Annotated in this window: 23 protein-coding genes; 16 read left to right on the forward strand and 7 right to left on the reverse strand. The window is 35.5% G+C overall.

What is annotated here, in order from left to right; translation table 11 throughout:
- The first annotated feature begins 34 nt into the window (after positions 1–34).
- The 3 genes from BXY75_RS07655 (at position 35) to BXY75_RS07665 (ending at position 1,968) form a co-directional block, all read left to right on the forward strand.
- Entirely contained in the window at positions 35–559 is a 525-nt protein-coding gene (locus tag BXY75_RS07655) for an LVIVD repeat-containing protein (protein WP_121907122.1), read from the forward strand.
- A 29-nt stretch (positions 560–588) separates the two neighbouring features.
- Positions 589–1,299 carry an LVIVD repeat-containing protein gene (locus BXY75_RS07660; RefSeq protein WP_170152864.1) on the forward strand — a complete coding sequence of 237 codons (711 nt, stop codon included), beginning with the start codon at positions 589–591 and terminating at the stop codon, positions 1,297–1,299.
- Between the two features lie 78 nt (positions 1,300–1,377).
- The gene (locus tag BXY75_RS07665) at positions 1,378–1,968 is read left to right on the forward strand and encodes a superoxide dismutase family protein (protein WP_121907124.1); all 591 of its coding nucleotides are present in this window, start codon (positions 1,378–1,380) and stop codon (positions 1,966–1,968) included.
- A gap of 507 nt (positions 1,969–2,475) precedes the next feature.
- Here BXY75_RS07665 and BXY75_RS07670 read toward each other — a convergent pair.
- Complete coding sequence (locus tag BXY75_RS07670; protein WP_121907125.1) at positions 2,476–5,721, reverse strand: M36 family metallopeptidase; 3,246 nt, start codon at positions 5,719–5,721, stop codon at positions 2,476–2,478.
- A 264-nt stretch (positions 5,722–5,985) separates the two neighbouring features.
- Positions 5,986–8,643, reverse strand: a complete 2,658-nt coding sequence (locus BXY75_RS07675) for a M36 family metallopeptidase (RefSeq protein ID WP_121907126.1) — start codon at positions 8,641–8,643, stop codon at positions 5,986–5,988.
- 141 nt (positions 8,644–8,784) lie between these two features.
- On the opposite strand from BXY75_RS07675, the gene BXY75_RS07680 reads away from it, so the two are divergent.
- The 12 genes from BXY75_RS07680 (at position 8,785) to BXY75_RS07740 (ending at position 15,188) form a co-directional block, all read left to right on the forward strand.
- Positions 8,785–9,318, forward strand: coding sequence for an RNA polymerase sigma factor (locus tag BXY75_RS07680; RefSeq protein ID WP_121907127.1), 534 nt, complete (start codon positions 8,785–8,787; stop codon positions 9,316–9,318).
- A 9-nt stretch (positions 9,319–9,327) separates the two neighbouring features.
- Positions 9,328–10,119 (forward strand): anti-sigma factor, encoded by a 792-nt coding sequence (locus tag BXY75_RS07685; protein WP_121907128.1) that lies wholly within the window; start codon positions 9,328–9,330, stop codon positions 10,117–10,119.
- Between the two features lie 236 nt (positions 10,120–10,355).
- The gene (locus BXY75_RS07690; RefSeq protein ID WP_121907129.1) at positions 10,356–10,937 is read left to right on the forward strand and encodes a Crp/Fnr family transcriptional regulator; all 582 of its coding nucleotides are present in this window, start codon (positions 10,356–10,358) and stop codon (positions 10,935–10,937) included.
- Between the two features lie 76 nt (positions 10,938–11,013).
- Positions 11,014–11,403, forward strand: a complete 390-nt coding sequence (locus BXY75_RS07695; protein ID WP_121907130.1) for a VOC family protein — start codon at positions 11,014–11,016, stop codon at positions 11,401–11,403.
- Positions 11,404–11,418: 15 nt separating this feature from the next.
- Positions 11,419–11,832, forward strand: coding sequence for a VOC family protein (locus tag BXY75_RS07700; RefSeq protein WP_121907131.1), 414 nt, complete (start codon positions 11,419–11,421; stop codon positions 11,830–11,832).
- Between the two features lie 7 nt (positions 11,833–11,839).
- The gene (locus tag BXY75_RS07705) at positions 11,840–12,283 is read left to right on the forward strand and encodes an SRPBCC domain-containing protein (RefSeq protein ID WP_121907132.1); all 444 of its coding nucleotides are present in this window, start codon (positions 11,840–11,842) and stop codon (positions 12,281–12,283) included.
- 232 nt (positions 12,284–12,515) lie between these two features.
- Positions 12,516–12,887: an iron chaperone gene (locus BXY75_RS07715; protein WP_121907134.1), complete on the forward strand. Its 372-nt coding sequence runs from the start codon at positions 12,516–12,518 to the stop codon at positions 12,885–12,887.
- 6 nt (positions 12,888–12,893) lie between these two features.
- Positions 12,894–13,202: a hypothetical protein gene (locus BXY75_RS07720; RefSeq protein ID WP_121907135.1), complete on the forward strand. Its 309-nt coding sequence runs from the start codon at positions 12,894–12,896 to the stop codon at positions 13,200–13,202.
- The gene (locus BXY75_RS07725) at positions 13,189–13,578 is read left to right on the forward strand and encodes a VOC family protein (protein ID WP_121907136.1); all 390 of its coding nucleotides are present in this window, start codon (positions 13,189–13,191) and stop codon (positions 13,576–13,578) included. Before BXY75_RS07720 ends, BXY75_RS07725 begins: the two co-directional genes overlap by 14 nt.
- 49 nt (positions 13,579–13,627) lie before the next feature.
- Positions 13,628–13,930, forward strand: a complete 303-nt coding sequence (locus BXY75_RS07730; protein WP_121907137.1) for an antibiotic biosynthesis monooxygenase — start codon at positions 13,628–13,630, stop codon at positions 13,928–13,930.
- Between the two features lie 54 nt (positions 13,931–13,984).
- The gene (locus BXY75_RS07735) at positions 13,985–14,467 is read left to right on the forward strand and encodes a YdeI/OmpD-associated family protein (protein WP_121907138.1); all 483 of its coding nucleotides are present in this window, start codon (positions 13,985–13,987) and stop codon (positions 14,465–14,467) included.
- 136 nt (positions 14,468–14,603) lie between these two features.
- Complete coding sequence (locus tag BXY75_RS07740; RefSeq protein ID WP_121907139.1) at positions 14,604–15,188, forward strand: YdeI/OmpD-associated family protein; 585 nt, start codon at positions 14,604–14,606, stop codon at positions 15,186–15,188.
- Between the two features lie 245 nt (positions 15,189–15,433).
- Here BXY75_RS07740 and BXY75_RS07745 read toward each other — a convergent pair whose 3' ends face one another.
- The 3 genes from BXY75_RS07745 to BXY75_RS07755 form a co-directional block, all read right to left on the reverse strand.
- On the reverse strand, positions 15,434–16,717 hold the full coding sequence (locus tag BXY75_RS07745) for a tetratricopeptide repeat protein (protein WP_121907140.1): 1,284 nt from the start codon (positions 16,715–16,717) through the stop codon (positions 15,434–15,436).
- A 152-nt stretch (positions 16,718–16,869) separates the two neighbouring features.
- The gene (locus BXY75_RS07750) at positions 16,870–17,499 is read right to left on the reverse strand and encodes a DUF4331 family protein (protein ID WP_121907386.1); all 630 of its coding nucleotides are present in this window, start codon (positions 17,497–17,499) and stop codon (positions 16,870–16,872) included.
- 27 nt (positions 17,500–17,526) lie between these two features.
- On the reverse strand, positions 17,527–18,222 hold the full coding sequence (locus tag BXY75_RS07755; protein WP_121907141.1) for a DUF4331 family protein: 696 nt from the start codon (positions 18,220–18,222) through the stop codon (positions 17,527–17,529).
- Positions 18,223–18,398: 176 nt separating this feature from the next.
- Between BXY75_RS07755 and BXY75_RS07760 the strand changes: the two genes are divergently transcribed.
- Positions 18,399–19,616 carry an LETM1-related biofilm-associated protein gene (locus BXY75_RS07760; protein ID WP_121907142.1) on the forward strand — a complete coding sequence of 406 codons (1,218 nt, stop codon included), beginning with the start codon at positions 18,399–18,401 and terminating at the stop codon, positions 19,614–19,616.
- Between the two features lie 347 nt (positions 19,617–19,963).
- Here BXY75_RS07760 and BXY75_RS07765 read toward each other — a convergent pair whose 3' ends face one another.
- Positions 19,964–20,719 carry a LytR/AlgR family response regulator transcription factor gene (locus BXY75_RS07765; protein ID WP_121907143.1) on the reverse strand — a complete coding sequence of 252 codons (756 nt, stop codon included), beginning with the start codon at positions 20,717–20,719 and terminating at the stop codon, positions 19,964–19,966.
- Between the two features lie 6 nt (positions 20,720–20,725).
- A complete protein-coding gene (locus tag BXY75_RS07770) occupies positions 20,726–21,865 on the reverse strand; it encodes an amidohydrolase family protein (RefSeq protein ID WP_121907144.1) in 1,140 nt (379 codons plus the stop codon).
- Positions 21,866–21,875 lie beyond the last annotated feature (10 nt).

A 21,875-nucleotide genomic window follows, 5' to 3' on the forward strand; every position in this document is an offset into this window, starting at 1 on the left:
TACTTTATTACCTATTTTAGATAAAAAATTAAACATGAAAAAACTAAAACTTTTACTGCTTACCGCAGTAGTAATTAGCTTGCAGAGCTGTTGCTATTACGGAGGTTGCAATGACGACGATATTGGCGATCCATTTTTTAATGAAACAGATTACACTGCTATCGTGATGGACAGAGCTAGCTTCGAAACAAGCGTTGAACTTCTTTCACCAAGAGCTATTATAAATTCAGGTAAAATATATGTCATTGCCGACTTACTGATTATAAACGAGGTGAATGAAGGGTTCCACATTTTCCTAAATAGTGACCCTACAAATCCTTCTCCTCTTAATTTTATTACTGCTCCGGGTTCTAGTGATGTATCCGTTAAGAATGATGTATTATATATTAATCATGCGGTTGACTTAATCGCGGTTAGTTACAATGCATCCTTGGCACAACTAAGTGTTACTAAACGAATTCGTAATATATTTCCATCATTGTTATCACCCGATGGGTTTTATCATTTCGGCGGAGAAGACCAAATTGTTGTTAATTGGATTCTAACACCTCAACCATGATGAAAAATATAACGATAATTTGCATAAGCATGCTACTCATAATAGGCTGTAGCGATGAAAACAACAATGGAAGTTCTTTTGAGAGTAACCAGGGAGGACAAGGTGGCTCATTGGCGAAATTTACGCTAAGCGGTGATTATTTATATACTGTCGATGAAAATGATCTTAATGTTTTTAATATTTCTACCGCTACAGATCCAGTTCAGGTAAATACAATTCCTATAGGATTTGGCATAGAGACAATATTTGGTTTCAGAGACTATCTCTATATAGGTTCTCAAAGTGGGATGTTTATTTACAATATTGAAAACCCTGAATTTCCCGAATATTTATCGGATGTTCAACATTTTACGGCCTGTGATCCGGTGGTGGCAAATGACACTAATGCCTACGTAACGCTTTGGTCTGACATTGGTTGTGGTAATACTGTTAATCAGTTGGAAATCTATGATATTACCAATATTGTTGATCCATTATTAATTAGTGTCCGTGAATTAGTATCGCCAAAAGGCTTAGGTCTTTACGGTAATTATCTTATCGTGTGTGATGACGAAATAAAGATATTCGATGTGTCCGATCCGGAAAATTCGGTCTTAGTACACAATATAAATCGTGCTGTATTTGATGTGATAATCCGTGGAAACTTGCTTATAGCAGTTGGTTCGGAGGGAATTTATCAATTCCAATTAGACCCAAATGTACTCGAGAACACTGTAGAATTGAGTACTATAGAAATATAAATGTTTCTTAAATTCTTCATGCTGGTCTCAAAGAATTGTACCTTTAGTATGTAAGTTAATAATACAAAAACCTAAATCATGAAAAAAATTGGATTATCTATTGCCATTGTTGCCCTTTTAGCATCAATGAGTTGTAAAGAAAAGAAAACAGATGACAAAATGGATGAAAAAGAGACGGATGTTGAAGACATGAAAGAGCCTGAAACAAAAATGGAATCCAACTCTGTTACATTCATTCTGGAGTCTAAAAGTGAAAGTACCGCTACTGGAAAAGTAAATTTCACCGAAACCGACGGTATAGTTCAACTTGCGGCTGAATTTTCAGGATTAAAACCTGGAACGCATGCTATACATATACATGAAAAAGCAGACTGTTCTTCTCCCGATGGTAAATCGACCGGGGGCCACTGGAACCCTACTAAAGAAAACCACGGCAAATGGGGTGATGCTACAGGTTATCACAAAGGAGATATTGGAAATATAGTAGCCGAAGACGATGGTACAGCTAGTCTAAGTATGCAAACCGATGAATGGTGCATAGGTTGTGGAGATGCGAACAAAGACATTATTGGTAAAGCAATTATAGTTCATGAAGGTGTTGATGACTTCGTTTCTCAGCCTACAGGTGACGCAGGAGGAAGAGTAAGTTGTGGTGGAATAATAAAATAATTAATAGTATTAAATGCTTTGAAATCCGGTACATGTATGTATCGGATTTTTTTGTTCCAAGGAGACTTACTTTAATAAACACGAATACATAGATTGATACTCATATATCCCTTCCTAACCTTTCCTTCAAAGGGAAAGAACTATATGTCTAGCTTTTTCTAAGTGCTATAAAGTTATTTCGTACTCCCAGTAATACAACAATGCTGAACTGATATAACTTCACAGAATCCAATTGCTGACCATTCAATCACTGTCCTATTAATTTCTTCGGAAGAATAGCTGCCACAAAAAACCGTCCCAAGTTTTAAATGAGATGGTTTTTATAGTTGATGATCGAAATGTTTCTTTTTAGGGAAATCACGGGGCTTTCTGAAATTTACTTTATGTTTCATTAAGAATACACATCTATGTTATACTATGCAAAATCAATACCAAACTTTAGAAAACACAAAAAACCCTCGTCTACAAAGAGAAGACGAGGGTTCTTATTTATAATTTAAGTGAATCTTATTGCTTCACAATTCGCTTAACGATTGTTGCATCGTCTGCTTCAATCTTAACAAAGTACATCCCTTGTGCTAAACTAGCAATAGAGAATGAAGTTTGTGTAGCATCATCAACATTAAGTATTTGAACAGTTCTACCATTTACATCTGTAATAGTTGCTGAACGAATTACATAATTACTAGTGTTAACCATAGTAATTTGTCCGTTAGTAGGATTAGGATACAAGCTTACATTTTGATTAAACTCATTATCATTAATTCCTAAATTACAAACGGTAAGTGGATCAGTTACTGTAATCGTTGGAGTACAATCTGCCGAGTTTCCGTTAGTGTCTGTAACAGTAACCGTAATTACGTTAGGACCAAAGTCATCACAAGTAAACAATGTCTGACTCATAGTTATCGTAGCACTTGCTCCACAATTATCTGCTGGTCCTCCTGGTGAATAATAGTATGCAACATAATCGTTTGCTGCACTCCAAACCGATGAATTTCTTCCCGGCGTTGGTAATCCCATAGTTCCATCCTGATTTTCAATTCCTTGTGTAGTATTACCATTTGAAGGAATTAATGTAGAGTGAATTTCAATTCTATTTGATCCTTCAAATAAATGAATCTGAGAAGTCACAGCATCTGAAGAAGCATAAAATGGAACTCCATCAAATTCAACTATTAACTTACGATCCGGTGCAGTACCAACAGTTTCATATCTTATTGTACCTCCTGAGCTAGGGTTCAAATCTTCCCATGCCATTGCAATTATATTATCTGCATCACTTGGTAATGGTAATAATTCACCAGAGCAACATCCATCATCTACTGAAGCATCGAACGAAATGAATCCGTTAGAAGATATAAAGAAATTAGTATAAACTGTTTCGTAGAAGCTAAAATCGAATCCTATAGCCAATGCATTTGACACATCATCATCTGAAAGTGATACTGATGTTCCTGTCGCACTTATATCAATAGGCGCAAAAGTACCTGTTTGATCTACTACTAATGCTCCTGGCTCTAGATTTGTAACTACATCATATTGCGTAAGTGTAGCTTCACCATTAATATCTAATTCTAAAGTAACATCTTGACAAACAATCTCTGGAATATCATCCGTAACTTCAATCGTGTCTGTATCCTGAGATGTTGTGCTACATAAACTTACAGCATCGTAAGTAATAGTGTGAGTTCCTATTCCGGCTACAGCTGGATCGAAAGTATAACTTAAACCATTTCCATCATCAGTAACACCAGGTCCTGAGTAAACACCACCTGATGGTGATCCTCCACCATAGGTTTGAACACCTTCACCTACACATACCTCATCGGCTGTATTTAGAGATGTAATTGGCATATCGAATGCTTCAGTTCCATCACTTCTGCTTCCAGAAGAACCTTGATCTGCACTATATCCTAAACCTCTAATAGCAAAAGCTTCCCATAACAAACATTCGTTTGCACCTCCGTAGATCGCTTGATCTGCTGCGAAAATAGCATCTCTTCCATCAACAAATCCAGGACTACAAGGTTGTAGTTTCATACCTTCCATTACCAGCGCAAAAGCTTGCACATTTCCAGCATCTGTATTTACATCACCTGTAAAATCAAAGAAATCATCATCATAACCATGCTCATCAATTAGTGTCCAAGTCATCTCCCAAAGAATTGTAGCCCAAACAGATCCTACACCATGCGGTACAGCAGCTGTTTTAATATAGTCATATGTCTGTGGATCAACTGAAAAATCAGTACTATAAGGATAATCACGTATTCCAGGACCTCCAATTCCTTGTCCGAATAGATAAGTACCAACTCCTCTTGGATCTTCTCCTACTGCACCTGGTTCAATGCTTAGAACTGCTCCAAGGAAATCACCCCAGCCTTCGCCCATTTGCTCACTATTGTTTAGACAGCCAGTATTAGTTGGACCACCTGTTAATCGGTTAGAAATTCCATGAGCATACTCATGAATAATCACTAAATTGTCGAAATCCCCATCTTTATCACCACAAACATACATCTGCATTGTTGGATTAGATCCATCTGGCGGTGTTCCAAAGTTTGCATTACAGGTTCCTGAACCATCCTGAGCTTCTGCATTTACAGAATCACTTCCAGCACCAAGTCCTGTATAATTCATTTCTTGAAAGTTTCCAGATACTTCATCAAATCCATAAGTATAAATAATATCATGGAAAGAGTTATTCATATAAAATAGATGTGAAATAGCCGCATCTTCATATTGGTTAGCACCAGAATAAATTTCACTAAAAGGATATCCCGTAAAGTTAAGATCTGTACCACCATCTGGTTGATATCCTGAATTGTTTCCATCTTCGTAAGCATTCGCATTATTACCTCTTGTAACGGTAAACTCGGCACCAGCGGCACCATCGGTATCGTGCCATCCATAAGGTGATGCTGTAGCATTTGCTGGCAACACTTCAATTGTTCTTGTTCCGTAATAAGGACTTTCTAGTGGAAGTTTAAATACTTCATAACACTCTACACATCCCATTTCATTTTCTACTGAAACCGCCTCGTAATTCGGAACATCATACAAATTAGTGTTGTAGTTTAATTCTGAAGTATCTTCACTGTGATCATGGTCGAAACCACAACTCACCATATAGTCGTTTTTATCGATAATAGTTCCCGTGCTTGCATCAACACGCATACTCCACCAGTTCTTTTGACTTTTCTCCTGAATAGATAGATCCCAGCTAAGAACTAATTTGTTTTCTTCATTCAGCGTGTAAACAAGTTCTGCTGGAATTTCACTTAATGAAATACCACCATCGCTTAGTAGCGTTTTCTGACTTAATCCGTTATCACGGCTTATTACAGCAAGTGATTGTGTTAGATTGTAGTTCAGCTGGTTCGCTGCTGCCTGAACAGCTTCCGAAGCGCTTAAACTAGCAACTGAATTAGAAAGTTTATCGGCCGTTTTATTAATAAATCGATTATTTGCGGCGATTACTTTTCCATTTGAAGCAATATGTACACCAGATTCGGTACCATATACCTGTACCCCATTTACTAACTGTCGATAATAAATGTGATGTACACCACTTATTGAACTTGTGTGTTGGCTTGTAATTTCCCATTGAGCATCTGCAGCTAAAAGATCGCTTTTATCTACAAGTTTCTGTATTTCCAGAGTAATGTTCTGAGAAAAATTTTGAGCGAACAAATTCGCAGAAAGAAGAGTTACCATGCAAAATAGTAAACTCAGTGTAAGTTTTTTCATAGTTATGAGTAATTAGATTGGTTAATTTAAAACGAGGAATTCGTTATTGATTTACCCAAAAATAACTATTTATTGGACAAATCACCTTAGTGGCTATACATTTAACATATTAATCCTTACCCTATTAATGAGGTAGGAATTACTTCAGAATAAGCAATTCAATAAAAAGTTGTATATATAATTTTCATGCTAAAAACACCATACAGAGCGTATTATTAAAATCGAGCACTGATTAAAACCCAGGGTATTATCGAGTAATTATTTCTACATTTTTATTAAACTCAACACTAATTTATCACCAGATTCAGATTCGATATAAACAAAATAAGTACCAGCTTGAAAATCGGAAACATTATATGTGTTGACATGGTTTTCCGAAGAAAAACTTATATTCTCAATTAAACGTCCCTGTACATCCAGGATCGTTCCTTTGGTAAGCTTCAAGCTTGTCAAGTTTAAGATAGTCATCTCATCGTCTGCCGGATTTGGAAACATAAGAATTATATCTCTTAAGTCTAGGCCTTCCCTGTATTGAACTTCAATTATTAAATTTATAATACAACTCCCTGTTTGATTATTGGAATCGGTAGCGGTCATGATTATTTGCCTCGCACCTTGATTCACCTCTGTCCCTGGTTCAATACTTTGAGTAATTTGAGCGGTTTCTCGACAATTTTCAGGAAAGTTCGTCGAGTTTGTATAATCTTCAATGGTGAATGTTTCTCCAAATTCTAGTTGAATAATCAGTTCTTCTAGACAATTTATAATGGGAGGTGTGGTATCAAAATAGACTTCTAAGATTGCCGAATCGGAAGATGCCTGAGTACATGAAGTTTCCGGTACAATATATTGTATTTCATGCTCTCCCAATCCTGTCAGTGAAGGCTGGAAGGTAAATGTCAATCCGTTCCCATCATCAATTACACCTAAGCCACTGTAAACTCCTCCAAAAGGGGTTCCTCCTTTTAATCCATATACATTATCATCATTAATACACAATAAGGTTTGACTTATATCGAATGTTGCTATAGTATCCGGTATATCAAAGCGCTCATGACCAGTTATCGCACTATATCCCAATCCGCGTTTAGCAAAAGCTTCCCATATAAAGCATTCTGAAAAACCTCCATAAATGGATCTGTTTGCGGTTATTATTGCATTTCTCGCTTCGATGAACCCAGCGTTGCACGGTATGAGTTTCAAACTTTCGGTAATGATTGCAAAAGCCATCACATTCCCCGCATCCAAATGTACATCTCCAGTAAAATTATAAATATCAGCATCGTAACCATAAAGAGAAATTAATTTCCATGTCACTTCCCATAACATTTCTGCCCATACAGAACCTTGATAGTGTGTTAATGAACTGAATTCAACGTCACCGTATGTATGGGGATTTACGTTAATATCGGTTGTATATGGATATGTGCGAATTCCGTCACTTCCGGAACCTAAGTTTCTATAAAATGTCGCAATTCCACGACGCATCGTACTTGTGTCTTCAGCATCCATAGTAAATGCTAAACCATACCAATCGCAATAGCCTTCCTCCAGTTTTTCAAGTGGATTTTCACAATCGGTTACTGTCCTACCTCCCCAAAGGCGCTGTACTATTCCATGTCCATATTCATGAATGGTAACCGCCGAGTCAAATGAGCCATCTCTGTTATCGCAGGTATTTATACTTAACTCTGGAATTTCACCATCTACCGGACTTCCAAATGTCGCGCTGCAATTTCCAGAGAATTCTAATTGAGTTCGCACACTTACACGATCATTTTCCAACCCTCCTTTTCCGTAGTTGTTGTACTGAAAGTTACCAGCTGCTTCATCGAATCCGTATATATAGCTAACATCATGCACAACGTTCAGGCAATAAAAAAGGTTGGTAAGAGCCGCATCTATTGATCGATCTTGCAAACTATAATATTCATTAAATGAGTAACCAGTAAAATTAAGCAGGCTTCCTCCATCTGTTTGGTAAGCTTCACTGGCATCCCTTACAAAGACATTAATATTATTTCCTGTAGTATTCGAAAAATCCGCACCTAATTCTCCATTTATATCGTGCCAACCATAAGGTGATGCTATTGTATTCGCGGGATTTTCGACTATGGTACGCTGCCCATAATATGGACTCTCTATTGGTAATTTAAACACTTCGTAACAATTACTACAGCCAGATTCATTGGTACTTGTATTTATCTTTTTTTCTTCGGAAGGTTTTGCATTGTAATTAGGAACATCGTAATTGGCTATTCCACTTTTACATGCTTCGGAAGAAAAAGAACATTTTTTTATAAGATCTTTTTGAATGATAATCTTTCCGGTATTCGCTGCTGCAAAGATATTCCACCAATGTTGTCTACTTTTCTCATAAATGGTCATTTGCCATACCAATACTAATTCATCATTATTCCACAAATAAGACTTTTTACAAGGGATATTCCGAAGAGAAATTCCGGCATTACTTAATATAATAGGTGAAGATGAATTCAAACTTTGCTGTACCACTTCTATTTTATTAGTAATGGAATAATCGAGTTGGTTTGCAATTCGCTCTAAAATTTCTACTGCTGTCAATTGCCGCGAAGTAGCTAAAACTTTCTCAGATGGCAATTCGGTTAAAAAATTAATATCCTTATAAACAACTATATCATCGCTACTAATATGAACTGACGATTCTGTACCAAATATATCCAACCCATTAAATTGCTGTCTAAGATAAAAATGTCGTATTCCGCTAGTACTACTTTTATGTTGAGATGTAATATTAAACTGTTCATCCTGCGAAAACAGGTCAAAGTTTTGTAGTTGATCCCATAGTTCCTCTTCCGATAATTGAGCGGTATCTTGAGCAATGACGGTACAAACTGAAAAATTCAATAGTAATGAAATAACAATCAACCCTTTCCAAACCATAATACTAAATATACAATTTTAAACTTAAATATTACATCAACAACTGTGATGGCAGGATTTAAGAACTAATTGTGATTAATTTCTTTTGTAGCTCAAAAATTCAAATTACTTTTATAAAAGTTACTCTGACAAAAAATCTCTATGGAACAACCAAATGCGTTGATCATCGAAATGCAAAACGGAAACGAAACTGCATTTTCAAAAATATATTCCCTTTATTCTGAAGCCATCCACGGTATAATTTACAGCATTGTTCTAGACAATGATGTGGCAGAAGAAGTGCTACAAGATGTGTTTGTTAAGGTTTGGAACAATTCGAAATCTTACAATATAAAAAAAGGAAGGTTTTTCACCTGGCTTCTGAATATTGCTCGCAATGCGGCTATAGATAACACACGATCTAAGGCTTCTAAAAACGCTAAAAAAAACCTAAGTACCTCTAACTTCGTAGATATATTGTCTGGCAGTGATAACTTAAACCAGACAACCAATGCAATTGGAATTAAAAAGTTTGTTGATGCATTAAAACCTACTTGTATAAAGATCATAGATCTACTTTTTTTCAAAGGTTTTACTCAAGTAGATGCGGCAAAAACACTCGAAATTCCATTGGGAACATTGAAAACACGAAATAGAAATTGTATTCAAGATTTAAGAACCATGGTTCTTGGATAGACAAAGCTTATGACAACAGAAGAACTTATAGCATCAGGTAAACTAGAACTCTATGTAACGGGGTCTTTAACTCCCGAAGAAATTCCGGAAGTGGAAGACGCCATCGCTACCTCTTCCGAAGTGAGAAAAGAAATAGAGCATATAGAAATTACGCTACTTAACTTAGCCGAAGCGGTCGCTCCACCTCTGCCGGCAATGGTATGGACTTATATCCTTAATTCCATTAGAAATGTTAGAAGTATTGGAGATTCCAAGAGCGGTACAAATTGGTCTGCCATTACTGGATGGGCAGCCGCGATACTTTGTATTGGAGGTATTTTCTGGATGCTACAACAAAACAACTCATTGGAAGATGAACTTCAGGTTACAAACACAGAAAATATCGATCTAGAAGATAAATTGCAATTGTCGCAAGGGGAATTAGCTGAAACTAATGACATTTTGGATGTGGTACGTTCCAAAGACTATAAAACGATCTTACTTCCAGGGAATCAGGCTGTAGCTCCCGATGCATTTGCCAAGGTATATTATAATTCAAAAGATAAAATAGCTTATATAGATGCAACCGGTCTGCCAACACCACCTAGTGGAAAAGAATACCAGGTCTGGTCGCTAATTATGGACCCGCTCACGCCTACAAGTGTGGGACTATTGTCTAAGGTGAGTGATAACGCCAAAAAAGTATATAAGTTCGAGAATATCCCGGATCCGGAAGCTTTTGGAATTACACTTGAACCTGAAGGTGGAAGTGAATCTCCAACATTATCGCAACTGTATACCTTAGGTGCAGTAGCTCCATAATATCTCAATAGAATAAAATACAAGCAGCCACGAAATTCGTTTCATGGTTGCTTTTTTTTTGTGTAAAACCTAAGTTTATTCAGTTTATCAATATGTATTTATCAAGATTGATCTCTTAAAGGAATTATGTTTACTACAAATAATTGACTAAATTAGATTTAGAAATCAAACTATTTGAGTTGCTAAGAAAGATAAAATTACACTGGTAAAATAAACCGAAAACTATAAGAAGTACTATGACACATGATTTTTTCGAAAAAATGTATAACCATCCTTCAATAAAAAAAGAGGACTATAAAGCAATTATCGATTCGCATAAAAGAGTTGAATTTTCAAAGAATGAACTCTTGTTAAATGAAGGGAAAACGAGCAATGAGTATTACTTAATAGAAAAAGGTTTGTTTCGGTCGTTTCTTTATGATTATAATGGAAATGAAATTACTGCAGATTTTTTTGGCTCGAATGAAATATTAATTGAGGTTGCTTCCTTATTTCTAAGAATACCTTCAAAGGAAAACTTGCAAGCGCTTTCGGATGGCTATGGTTGGAAAATTGAGTTTAGCGATTTCCAAAATTTATATACCAGTATTGATGGTTTCACAGAATGGGGAAGAACTTGGATGTCCAATCAATTATTTATCTCAAAACAAAGGGCAATTAATATGTTAACTCAAAGTGCAACGGAAAGATATTTAAAACTAACAACAGATCAACCACAAATTATAAAGCACGTCCCTCTTAAATATATTGCTTCTTACTTAGGTGTTACAGATTCGTCCTTAAGTAGGATAAGGAAAGAAATCTCCCAAAAAAAATAAATCTTGTCCTATGACAAGCATTTTGACATTTCGATATTCTATTTTTATATTCTATTAATCGTTAATATCTCAAAAAATGGAAAATGGAAATCCAGTAGTGTGGTTCGAAATTTATGTCGATAATTTAAATAGAGCTAAGAAATTTTATGAATCGGCATTTAAACTTACATTGAGTGAAATGCCTATGCCCGATACAGGTGAAGAAATGAAAATGTTATTTTTTCCATCCGATATGGAGTCTAAAAATAGCGCTTCCGGAGCATTGGTACAGATGAAAGGTTTTAAAGCAGGAAATAACAGCACCATTGTATATTTTATGAGCGAGGACTGTAGTATAGAAGAGGCAAGAATAGCTGGTGCAGGAGGGACTGTTATTAAATCTAAAATGTCGCTTGGCGAATACGGCTTTATGGTACAGGCCAGTGATACCGAGGGGAATATGATTGGCATCCATTCAATGAAATAATTAAAGATACTAATCATGGCAAAAGAATTTTGGTTTAATCTACCTGTCAAGGATTTAAAGAAATCGAAAGTGTTTTTTAAAAGTATTGGATTTGAAAGCAATCCGATGCATGAAAATGTAGATCATTTGGGAAGCTTTTTTTTAGGTGATAAGAAAGTGATAATGATGCTTTTTCCGAAGGAAACCTTTAAAACATTTACTTCCAATGATCTTGTTGATACTTCAAAAGGAACGGAAGTTCTTTTCAATATTGACGCACAAAACAAAATCGAAGTAGATAATATGGCAGCAACAGTAAAAGCTGCTGGCGGAAAAATCTATTCTAAACCCGGAGAAAAAGACGGTTGGATGTATGGATGCGGATTTGAAGATTTGGATGGCCACCGTTGGAATGTTTTGTATATGGACTTTAGTAAAATGCCCAAATAAGTAAGTTATGCTAAAAACCTTAAAATTCTCAACAACGATAAGTACCTCGAAAGAAAGAGTTTGGAACATATTGTTTACTGATGAAAATTATCCGAAATGGGTTGAAGTTTTCTGTGAAGGCTCTTATGCTAAAACCGATTGGAATGAAGGAAGTGATGTCGAATTTTTAACTCCAAGTGGAGAAGGTATGTTTAGCATAATAGAACAAAAAATTCCCAATCAGTTAATGATTTTTAACCATCTGGGTATGATAAAGGATGGAAAAAAAATACACGATAAAAAATCGAAACAGTGGGAAAACGCTAAGGAATCCTATGAATTGAATGAAAAGGACGGAATTACAGAATTAACTGCTAGTATGGATACAATTGACGAATACATAACTTATTTCAATGAAACATTTCCAAAGGCCTTGAAAAGAATCAAAGAGCTTGCTGAAAATATTATTTAACATCATGGTTGAAGTTTTTAAGACCAATATTAGCCAGATTAACGTCGCGGAAAGTGTTCTTCAAGATCTGCTGAAACATTTTCCTAGTTCTTCAATTAATTTTGATTTAGAAGATTGCGATAAAATATTGCGGATAGAAAATTGCTTGGCCAAACCTGAATCTATTGTACTGTTTCTGAACAGAAATGGATTTGAATGTGAAATCCTGAAATAACAATAATAACTCTTTAAAATGAGCGAAACCGACCCATTTAAATCAGTATCCGATTATTTTGAAGCACAACCTGAAAAGACGAAACAAAGACTTCTTGAATTAAAGAACTGCATTGTTAAAGTCGTTCCGAACGCGATCGAATTGTTTAATTATAACATACCTGCTTATACCTTGATAGAAGGTGGAAAGAGAGAACAGCAAATTATGATTTCAGGAAATAATAAATCCGTAGGGTTTTATCCACATCCAACAACCATTGAGAAGTTTAATGAAGAACTCAAAGATTATAAAAAAGGAAAAGGATCTGTGCAATTTCCTTTGAATCAGCCATTACCAACAGACTTAATTAAAAGGATGGTAAAATATAGATTGGAACTACTTCAGAAATAAACCAATATGAACAACCAAGATTACACAGCCACTATCCAAGTTGAAAAAAGTCCACAATCAGCTTTCAATGCTATCAAAAATTTTCGTTCTTGGTGGTCTGAAGATATTGAAGGCAATACCGACCAATTAAATGAAGTATTTATCTATCACTATAAGGACGTACACTTATGTAAAATGAGACTTATAGAGATAGTTGAAAACAAAAAATTAGTGTACCGAGTGGTAGACAATCAGTTTAGTTTTACAAAGGATAAAAGTGAATGGATAAATACAAAACTCATCTTTAATATTTCAAAAGAAGATGACGAAACTTGATCCAATAATAGCAGTAAAAGATGTTGAAGCCAGCTCTAAATGGTACCAAACTGTTTTTGGGTGTAAAAGTATGCATGGGGGAAATGAATTTGATGTACTTATTTCTGAAAATGATGAAGTTCTCATTTGTCTCCATAAATGGGGCGCACATGAGCACCCTACAATGAAGAAACCAAGTATTGGTCCTGGTAATGGTCTAATCCTGTACTTTAGAACCGAAAACATGAAAATTATACGTCAGAATGTCAAGAAAATGGGTAGCATTGTTGAAGAAGATATCCGCTTAAATTCAAATTCAAGACGTATGGAATTTTCACTTAGGAATCCAGATGGTAACTATCTAACAATATCAGAATACCACGAATATGAAGGTTAATATATTCTAAATTTATTTTAGATAAATAGAAGTAATTAAAATATCCAATATGAAAAAAATTACAAGAATTTGGCATGGTACTACAAAAGCCGAACATGCGGATATCTATTTAAAATACGTTGAAGAAACAGGCATGAATGATTATCGTAATGTTGAAGGTAACCTATCTGCAAAAATATTGAGAAGAATTGACGGAAATATATGCCACTTTCTTACTGTTACCGAATGGGATTCTTATGAAAGCATAAAGAAGTTTGCAGGAAATGAATTTGAAAAAGCAAGATATTATAAAGAAGACAAAGAATACCTTCTCGAATTTGAAGAAAAGGTAAAACACTATGAAACATTTTGAGTAATAACTGAACCAAACAGTTATTTAAAATCTATAAAAGGTCATTTCAGTTGAATGGAAGAGTTTAAGGCAAAAATTGAATTAATTGGGATCAATCCTTTTGTATATGTGCCTAAAGAGGTGCTAAAGAATATATTCCAACAAGCAAATAAAGAAAAAACTCCCATCCCAATTCGTGGGGTAATTAATGCGACGCCCTATCAACAAACTCTGGTCAAATATAGAAGAGCTTGGCGGTTTTATATCAATAATAAGATGCTTAAAAATTCTCCGAAAAGAATTGGTGAATCCGTAAGAATAACAATTGAGTTTGATCCCGATGATAGAAACATTAAACCACATCCTAAGCTAGTAACTGCACTTCAGGAAAATAAAGAAGCAAGAATAATATTTGACAATCTTTCGCCATCAAGGCAAAATGAAATTGTGAAATACATCTCACATTTAAAAACGGACGAAAGCATAATTAAAAATGTGAGAAGAGCAATTCAATTTTTGCTCGGCAATGAGCGATTCATTGGTAGAGACAAACCATGATAAATATTGTTTATTTTTAGTTGTAAATAAATGATATTAAATTTCATTAAAAAAGTCTTAGACTATTGGAAAACTATATTACTAATAGCGAGGCCCTTCAATAAAGAAAATTAAGTTCGGATAAAAAATTAAAAATATGAATCCCAAAGTAGTCGATAGGTATTTGGACAGGGCCACAAAGTGGAAGGAAGAAATGAAATTAATGCGGAAAATCTGCCTTGATTGTAGTCTCACCGAAGATTTTAAATGGATGCACCCTTGCTATACATTTCAAGGAAAAAATATTGTTCTAATTCACGGGTTTAAAGAATATTGTGCGCTTCTTTTTCATAAAGGAGTATTATTACAAGACACCAATAATATCCTTATCCAACAAACGAAAAATGTACAAGCGGCTAGGCAAATTCGTTTTACCTCATTGCAGGAGATAATTGATTTAGAGTCAACCATTAAAGCCTATATTTTTGAAGCCATTGAAGTAGAGAAAGCGGGATTAGAAGTGAAAATGAAAAAGACTTCAGAATTTAGAATGCCCGATGAATTTAAAAAGGCATTAAATAATAATTCTATTTTAAAATCTGCATTTACAGCCCTAACACCAGGAAGACAAAGAGGGTATCTGCTCCATTTCTCGCAAGCTAAACAATCAAAAACCCGCGAAGCTAGAATTGAAAAATGCACTCCAAAAATTTTAAACGGAAAAGGATTTAATGAAAATTAGATTATTTGTTGATAGTTTGAAATCTTTTAATAATAGGATTATTACTCTAATTAGAAGTATCAATTTCGCATAATCTGGGTAATTGTGATAATTAAATAACTAAAAAAACGCCCCTTTTACAAGAGGCGTTTCAACTAACAAAAAACTCTGAAAAAAACCAGCTTAATCCATTTATGATCTCACACAAGTGAACAGCCAACCTTTCATATACATTTACGTAAAGAGTGTAGGTTTGGTTTTAATTTTTATAAATCTTTAACATTTCTCATCATCACAGGACCTAATTCAAATGCAGCATCCTGTAATTCAGCTTTTAATGGAATTACCTTATCATTCAATCCGTTCGCTTTATAAACTAAAGCACTACAATACGCAGCTTTTGGTTCAAATGTTTTGCCTTCCACATGGGTTTCGATGGTTTGTAAAGCAGCTTCCTTATCACCTGATTTTAATTGAGCATAGGCCAATAATTGATATGTTTCCGGGGTAGCTCTGTTTTCCACCTCCCTTTCGGCCATTTGTAACGCCTTTTGAGGGTCACTGTCGGCATAAATCTCAATAAGATAGGCATTATACATTTCTCCATAATTTGCATTTTGCACTGCTTGAAGAAAGTTGTTGGTTTGTTTTTGTGCTTCGGAAGCATCGCCGTTGTATTCAGCCATTTCAGCTTTCAGAAGATAATAATCCGGCACTTTGTGTTGCACCATAATAGAGTCTAAAATTCTATTAGCTTCCTGTGTATTCTTTTCCGAAGCATAGGTTATCCAGGCAATTCCTTTTTTTACATAGGCATTGTCTGGTTGCAGCTCCAGAGTTTTTAAATAATAAGAATACGCATCCTGAATTCGTCCAGCATGCCCATAATAATCTGCAATATTAGAATACGTCCAAAGGCGCAATGATTTTGAACCCGAAGATTCAGCCACCTTCATTGCTTGTTCCATATATCGTATTGCGGAATCCAGATCTCCTTTGTGATCACTCCATTTTGATAATCGTATAAGATAATTGTAATCGCTATTATTCTTTATTTTTCCTAAAAATTCATCGGCCAAATCATAATTACCTAGCTCCATATTAACGTCGAACAACATAAGTTCGGTGACCCGTTTATTATCTTTTAATGCATACGCACTATCCAGTAATACTTTTGCTTCCTTAAAGCGATGTTGTGAGATATAATTATGAGCTAACGATCTAAGATAATTGTCTTTATCTATGGCAGCTAAATGCTTCGCCTTTTTAATAAATGTTTCAGATTTGTAGAGTTCTGAAACATCCCCAGTCGCAGAAAAAAGCGCAGTATGTAATCCTCCTAGCTTCGAAAATTCCACCAATTGAGTAGAATCCTCTTTTATTCGTTTACCCCAAAACTCGATATCGGTCAATGCTGCATCCCGAGACGGGGCTTCATTGGTTGCTAAATAGCGGTTATAATCGGTTTCTGATGTTATCTTTTCCTTCTTTTCTGAAGAATTACAGGCACTCACAGCAATAAGTACCAGAATCATTAATATATTTTTCATTGTTTTTTGAGTTTTATTAGTTGTCAAAACTGCTTAATATTTTGACGAATCCGTGTTTTTATCTTAAATGTCTTCCGAAGAGACAGCGATAATTCAAACAAAAAAAGGAGAACCCCGTAGCGTTCTCCTTAATACATTATATGCGTTAGCTATTAGTTAGGAGCTACTACGTAAGGGAATGAAGCTGAAAAAGCCACATCATTTGAGTCTACATTATCACTCGTTAATGTTGGGTTCTCACTGTTTGTTGGTCCACCAAAAATTAAGATCAACGATACGTCAATAACGTCATCTTGTAAGGTTCTTCCAGTTAAAACTTCAGTTCCATTAAAATAGGTAGTGATACCTGTTTCTGCAACCCAAAGTACGTCATTTGCTAAAACTGTTGTAAAAGTTGCAGCATCAAGTCCGGCTAAGTTCGTTGTGTAACCAGGATTTAAAGCTAACAATTTAGTTTCAAAACTAGCTTGAAAAGCCGCTCCCATATTAGATGGAGTCGTTACATTAAATGCATCTTTCATTCCAGTAGATCCAAAAACAGTATTTATACCAGGACGTCCCATTTGGTCTTCCTGAACATAATTCCCATCAAATCCAATTGCGTCTAAACAAGACTGACATGCAGTTCCACCACAATCAATACCTTCTTCATCACCATTTTGTATGCCATCATCACAGGTCACTGCTCCAATTACATTTCCGTTATCGTCGTCGTCACACTGTACAAATAATAGAGATGTACATATTGCAACAAAAATCATTAAATATTTATATGTTTTCATATTTTTCATTTTTCTAAATTCTACTTCTTATTGTTTTCTTTTCGATTCAACCCATACACCATAAATTGATGTACTTGGAGCTAACGGATTAGCACCTACAGTACCGCTTCCAATCATGGATTTTGGCACTTCAATTGCTACAGATAAAACATTTGTACCAACAAAGGTGTCATTTCCTGGGTCATTAAATCCAGGTGCAGTTCCTGCGATAATTTCATTGTATCGTGTAAAATCAAAGAAAAATGGATCTTCCCTTGGTCCGGCGAAAAATTTCATACCGTTTGCATTAGAACTAGATACCTGAACATCGGTTGTAGTAGAAATTTTTACACTCCCTACAAAAGTTTCTGTATCGATTGTACTAGTAAGACCAGGAGTTGATACCTGTGGCTTCAAGAAGAAATACATAGAATCATTTCTTTTTATTGCTTGAATCACTCTATCTTCAATAAGGTCATTGTTATTGTCAATGTTAATTTCCAGTAAAACGTTTTCACTAAACTCAGCTTGTTCTGTTGATTGTCCGGGAGCCAATAACCCTTGTACATTTACCACAAATGCCAGATTGTTCTGATCTTGTGCTCTAAAAGCATAAAAATCAGTAATGTCTGAATTTGTTCCTGCAACCGCGGGAGCATCAATGTGGTCGGCAGCGATTAAAAAAACCGAAAGCACGGCTAGTCCGAGCCCTCCGATTGCTGCAAAAATTTTTGTTTTTTTCATAATTTAAATTGTTATTTAATACTTATTTTTACTTGTTGACAATATTTACGACGAAATTACATTCTTGGTTTTTTAATTGTCGTTAATCTTATGTTAACAACGTTTCATCGAAGCCAATGCTTTGTTAATCAAGGTCAATTACTATTAAAATAAGTTAATAATATCTTCAAAAAAATATGAACCCCTCGGCAGCCGACTGGATTAAGAAGTTTTTAAACCGTTTTGAAAAGCAATCTTTAGTGTTGCGCTTCAATTCGGAAGATGATTTCTACGCTCATTTAAAATCTTCCGGGTTTATATACGGAGTTTCGATCGCGGCACTTCCGGAAGAACCTGTTAGCCATTTAAAACTAAGTAAGGAAGAGTTTACAAAAATAAACCTTTTTCATGGCCTACTGTTCACTTACCTTAACAACTTCCCCGATGGGAGTTTCGATGAAGCAATTGATTCAATTGTGCTTTTTTACAAAGCTTTAGGTAAAGGGAAAACCGGTTTTTTGCAAAAACTAGTCAAAACGAATGCGAAAGACAATCAGTTGGAGCATATTCTATCGGCTCGTTTGCAGGAAACGAATACTGTATTAAAGAAGAACTCGACATCACTTATTACGTTTGCACTCCTTTATATGGATATCCTATCTTTTAAGGTATTCCTTTCGACACCTAAAAAACTAACTCATTATACTATAGAGTTGGAAAGCACGATCATTAATTGTTGCTTTCTGGCACTAAGATCTAAAGAAAGAAAGAACAAATACGATAAACAACTGGTAGCGCTATTCGAATCTTCTTCCTCATATCTGAATGAAATTAATCATGGTGATGATATATTATGGGCCGAGAGCGCGACTTATCTAACATTAAAAGACGGACTTGAAAAAAAATATCTTTTAGATTTATGTACATTGGCGGTGAATGATGACCATGTTTTGGATGCTTCAGAATTTCAATTCCTTCAGCAATTGACGGTTTTTCTGGATTTTTCTGAAGAGGACCTTAAACAGTCAATTAAAGACCTCAGCGATTTTTCCGAAGCTCATTCAGCTAAAATTCAACTGTTTGAATATTCGAATCCGGTGCATCAGTTCTACAAACAATCTTCAGAAACTGTTAAAAAACTAATTCTGCGTAATAAGGTGCGTTTAACTAAAGAATTGGAAGAGAGCGGCGAATTAATGGTATTATTAGGACAATCGGCTGTGCGTGATCTTACTTCCGAAGAAAAAACAAAGGTGAAAGATCAATTGCTGGATATTTGTAAAACGATTCCATCACTAACCATTTTCCTGCTTCCAGGCGGTACAGTGCTTTTACCGCTTTTAGTCAAGTTTATACCTAAAATACTTCCCTCCTCTTTTCAGGACAATCGGATTGATACAAAAAAGCGAAGTTGAAGTTGTATTTTGAATCTGAAGCTGAATCTGAAATCGAAGTTGTAAAATAAGAAACCAATCAAATAAATTCTAATCAAGTTTAGATTTTAAATACGGCCTATCGAAAGTCTATCGTAAAATTTGAATTGAGTGTTCCGCGAAATTTTAGACTGTTTGAGCAAGTATAATTCATATACTTATTGATATTAATAAAGCGAGTTTCTAAAATTTAGGAACCGAAAGATAAATTTAGATATAGTTTCGTAAGCCTAGATTTTTTTGGTTCGTTTTTTCATCAATGGAAAAAATGAACGACATAAATATTAAAGACATCGTTTTGAAACAAATTTGTTTTCATCCATTGAACACTATTCCAGCCACAATTTAAAATCCTTAACACGTTCGCGGGCAACAATAACTTCTTGCTCCTTATAACTGTTTAGCTTCAATTGTAGTCTGGAATTGGTATAGGAAATAATATCTTTTATTGCGTTGATGCTTACATAGTATTTTCGGCTAATTCTAAAAAAATACTCTGGTGAAAGCTCTTCCTCCAATTGCTCAAGCGTTGTATCTAGTAAATAATCCCTTCCATCGATGGTATGGGCATAGGTTCCCTTATTTTCTGAATAGAAACACTCGATCTCATCAACCGCAATCATTTTAATATGCTGACCTATCTTAGTTGTAAAACGTTTTTTGTATTCGCGTTCTACAGGATTGATTAGTAGTTTTTTAATATCGTCGAAATTCAACTGAAGGTTTTGTGATTGTGGTTTCAGCCTCTGGTATTTGGTAACGGCTGCCTCTAATTCTTCCTCATCAATAGGTTTCAACAAATAATCGATGCTGTTCAACTTAAACGCCTGAAGCGCATACTCATCGAAAGCCGTAGTAAAAATAATGGAACTCTTTACCTCAACTGTGTCGAAAATCTCGAAGGAGAGTCCGTCGCTTAATTGAATATCTAAAAAGATGAGATCGGGATGTGGATTGTTGTGAAACCATTCCAGGGATTCTTCAACCGAGTGTAGCATCACGTTAACGGTAACATTCAACTTTTCCAACATACGTTGCAATCGGCGTGCAGATGGTCTTTCATCCTCAATAATAAGTACGTTCATATACGTTTAGTTGTGTTTAACAATTTTTCCGTCTTTCCAAATAGTGACGATACTATTCATGTTCTCAAATTCCTCGGTTGGATTCTTATCCAAAAGTATCATATCTGCATTAAAACCTTCTTTAATAAATCCTGTTCCTTCCAGATTGAACTGTATCGCCGGATTTGAAGTCGCAGTTTTTAAAACATCAATCGCAGACATTCCAGCTTCATGAAGCAGTTTTAATTCTTTGTAAAGGTCGCTACCATAATTGATATTGGCGTTGGGAGGATCTGTTCCCGCAAGAATTGGAATTCCTGCATCATAAAGTCGTTTCACTTCATTGCTTATAGCTTCATTTGAAAGAAATGAGCCCTCGGGTGCAGAATTTCGAATAAACTGAAGCATCGTAATTGAGGTGAGCAAGGTTGGAATCACAAAGAATTTTTTTTCCGAAGCTAAACTTTTTAAGTCTTCCTCACCAATTTCGGTATCCCACCAGATATGAACGAGTCCGTCTGCATCGTCTTGCAGCACTTTAACTGCATCTTCCACCTTAGAAATATGCACCACTGCCTTTTTATCACGTTGGTGTGTTGCATCAATTAAAGCACTCACAACTTCCTCTGTTAAAGTAGGTTTCCAGGGTTCCACAATGATTTTTATATAAGCTGCTCCAGAGGCGAGTCTGGTATCTACAAAAGCCTGTGCTTCGTCGGTTGTAGTTAATGTAGGTGAAGGAAATCCAAATTGAGTTCCATGTCCGTTGGGAGCAGTAGCCGCAGCACCGGCGTAGTAATAACGTGCATAGTTTGTTGAATCTGCAAATTTTTGCTGCATTGCCTTTTGTGATTGTTCCATGCCATGCATATCCAACAGATTTAAAACCCCTGCCGAAGCGGCTTGAGTTAAATTGCCGGCCATAAACGCATGTACATGGCTGTTGGTCAATGCCGGCATCAAGAATTTTCCGGTACCGTCTATTTGAATTTCTTCGGAAGTGATAACGGTTCCAATTTTTGTGATAGTACCATTTTCAATTAAGACTGAAGTATTTTCTGTAATTGTCTCTCCATCGAATAAAGTTACATTGTTCACTATGAAGCTTTGCGCATGGCTCAAGCTGTTCGTGAATATTAGTAAGACTATTAAAATGACTTTATTCATGGTTAATTGA

Origin of the sequence: Ulvibacter antarcticus (genome assembly GCF_003688405.1) — a bacterium.
Taxonomy (GTDB): domain Bacteria; phylum Bacteroidota; class Bacteroidia; order Flavobacteriales; family Flavobacteriaceae; genus Ulvibacter; species Ulvibacter antarcticus.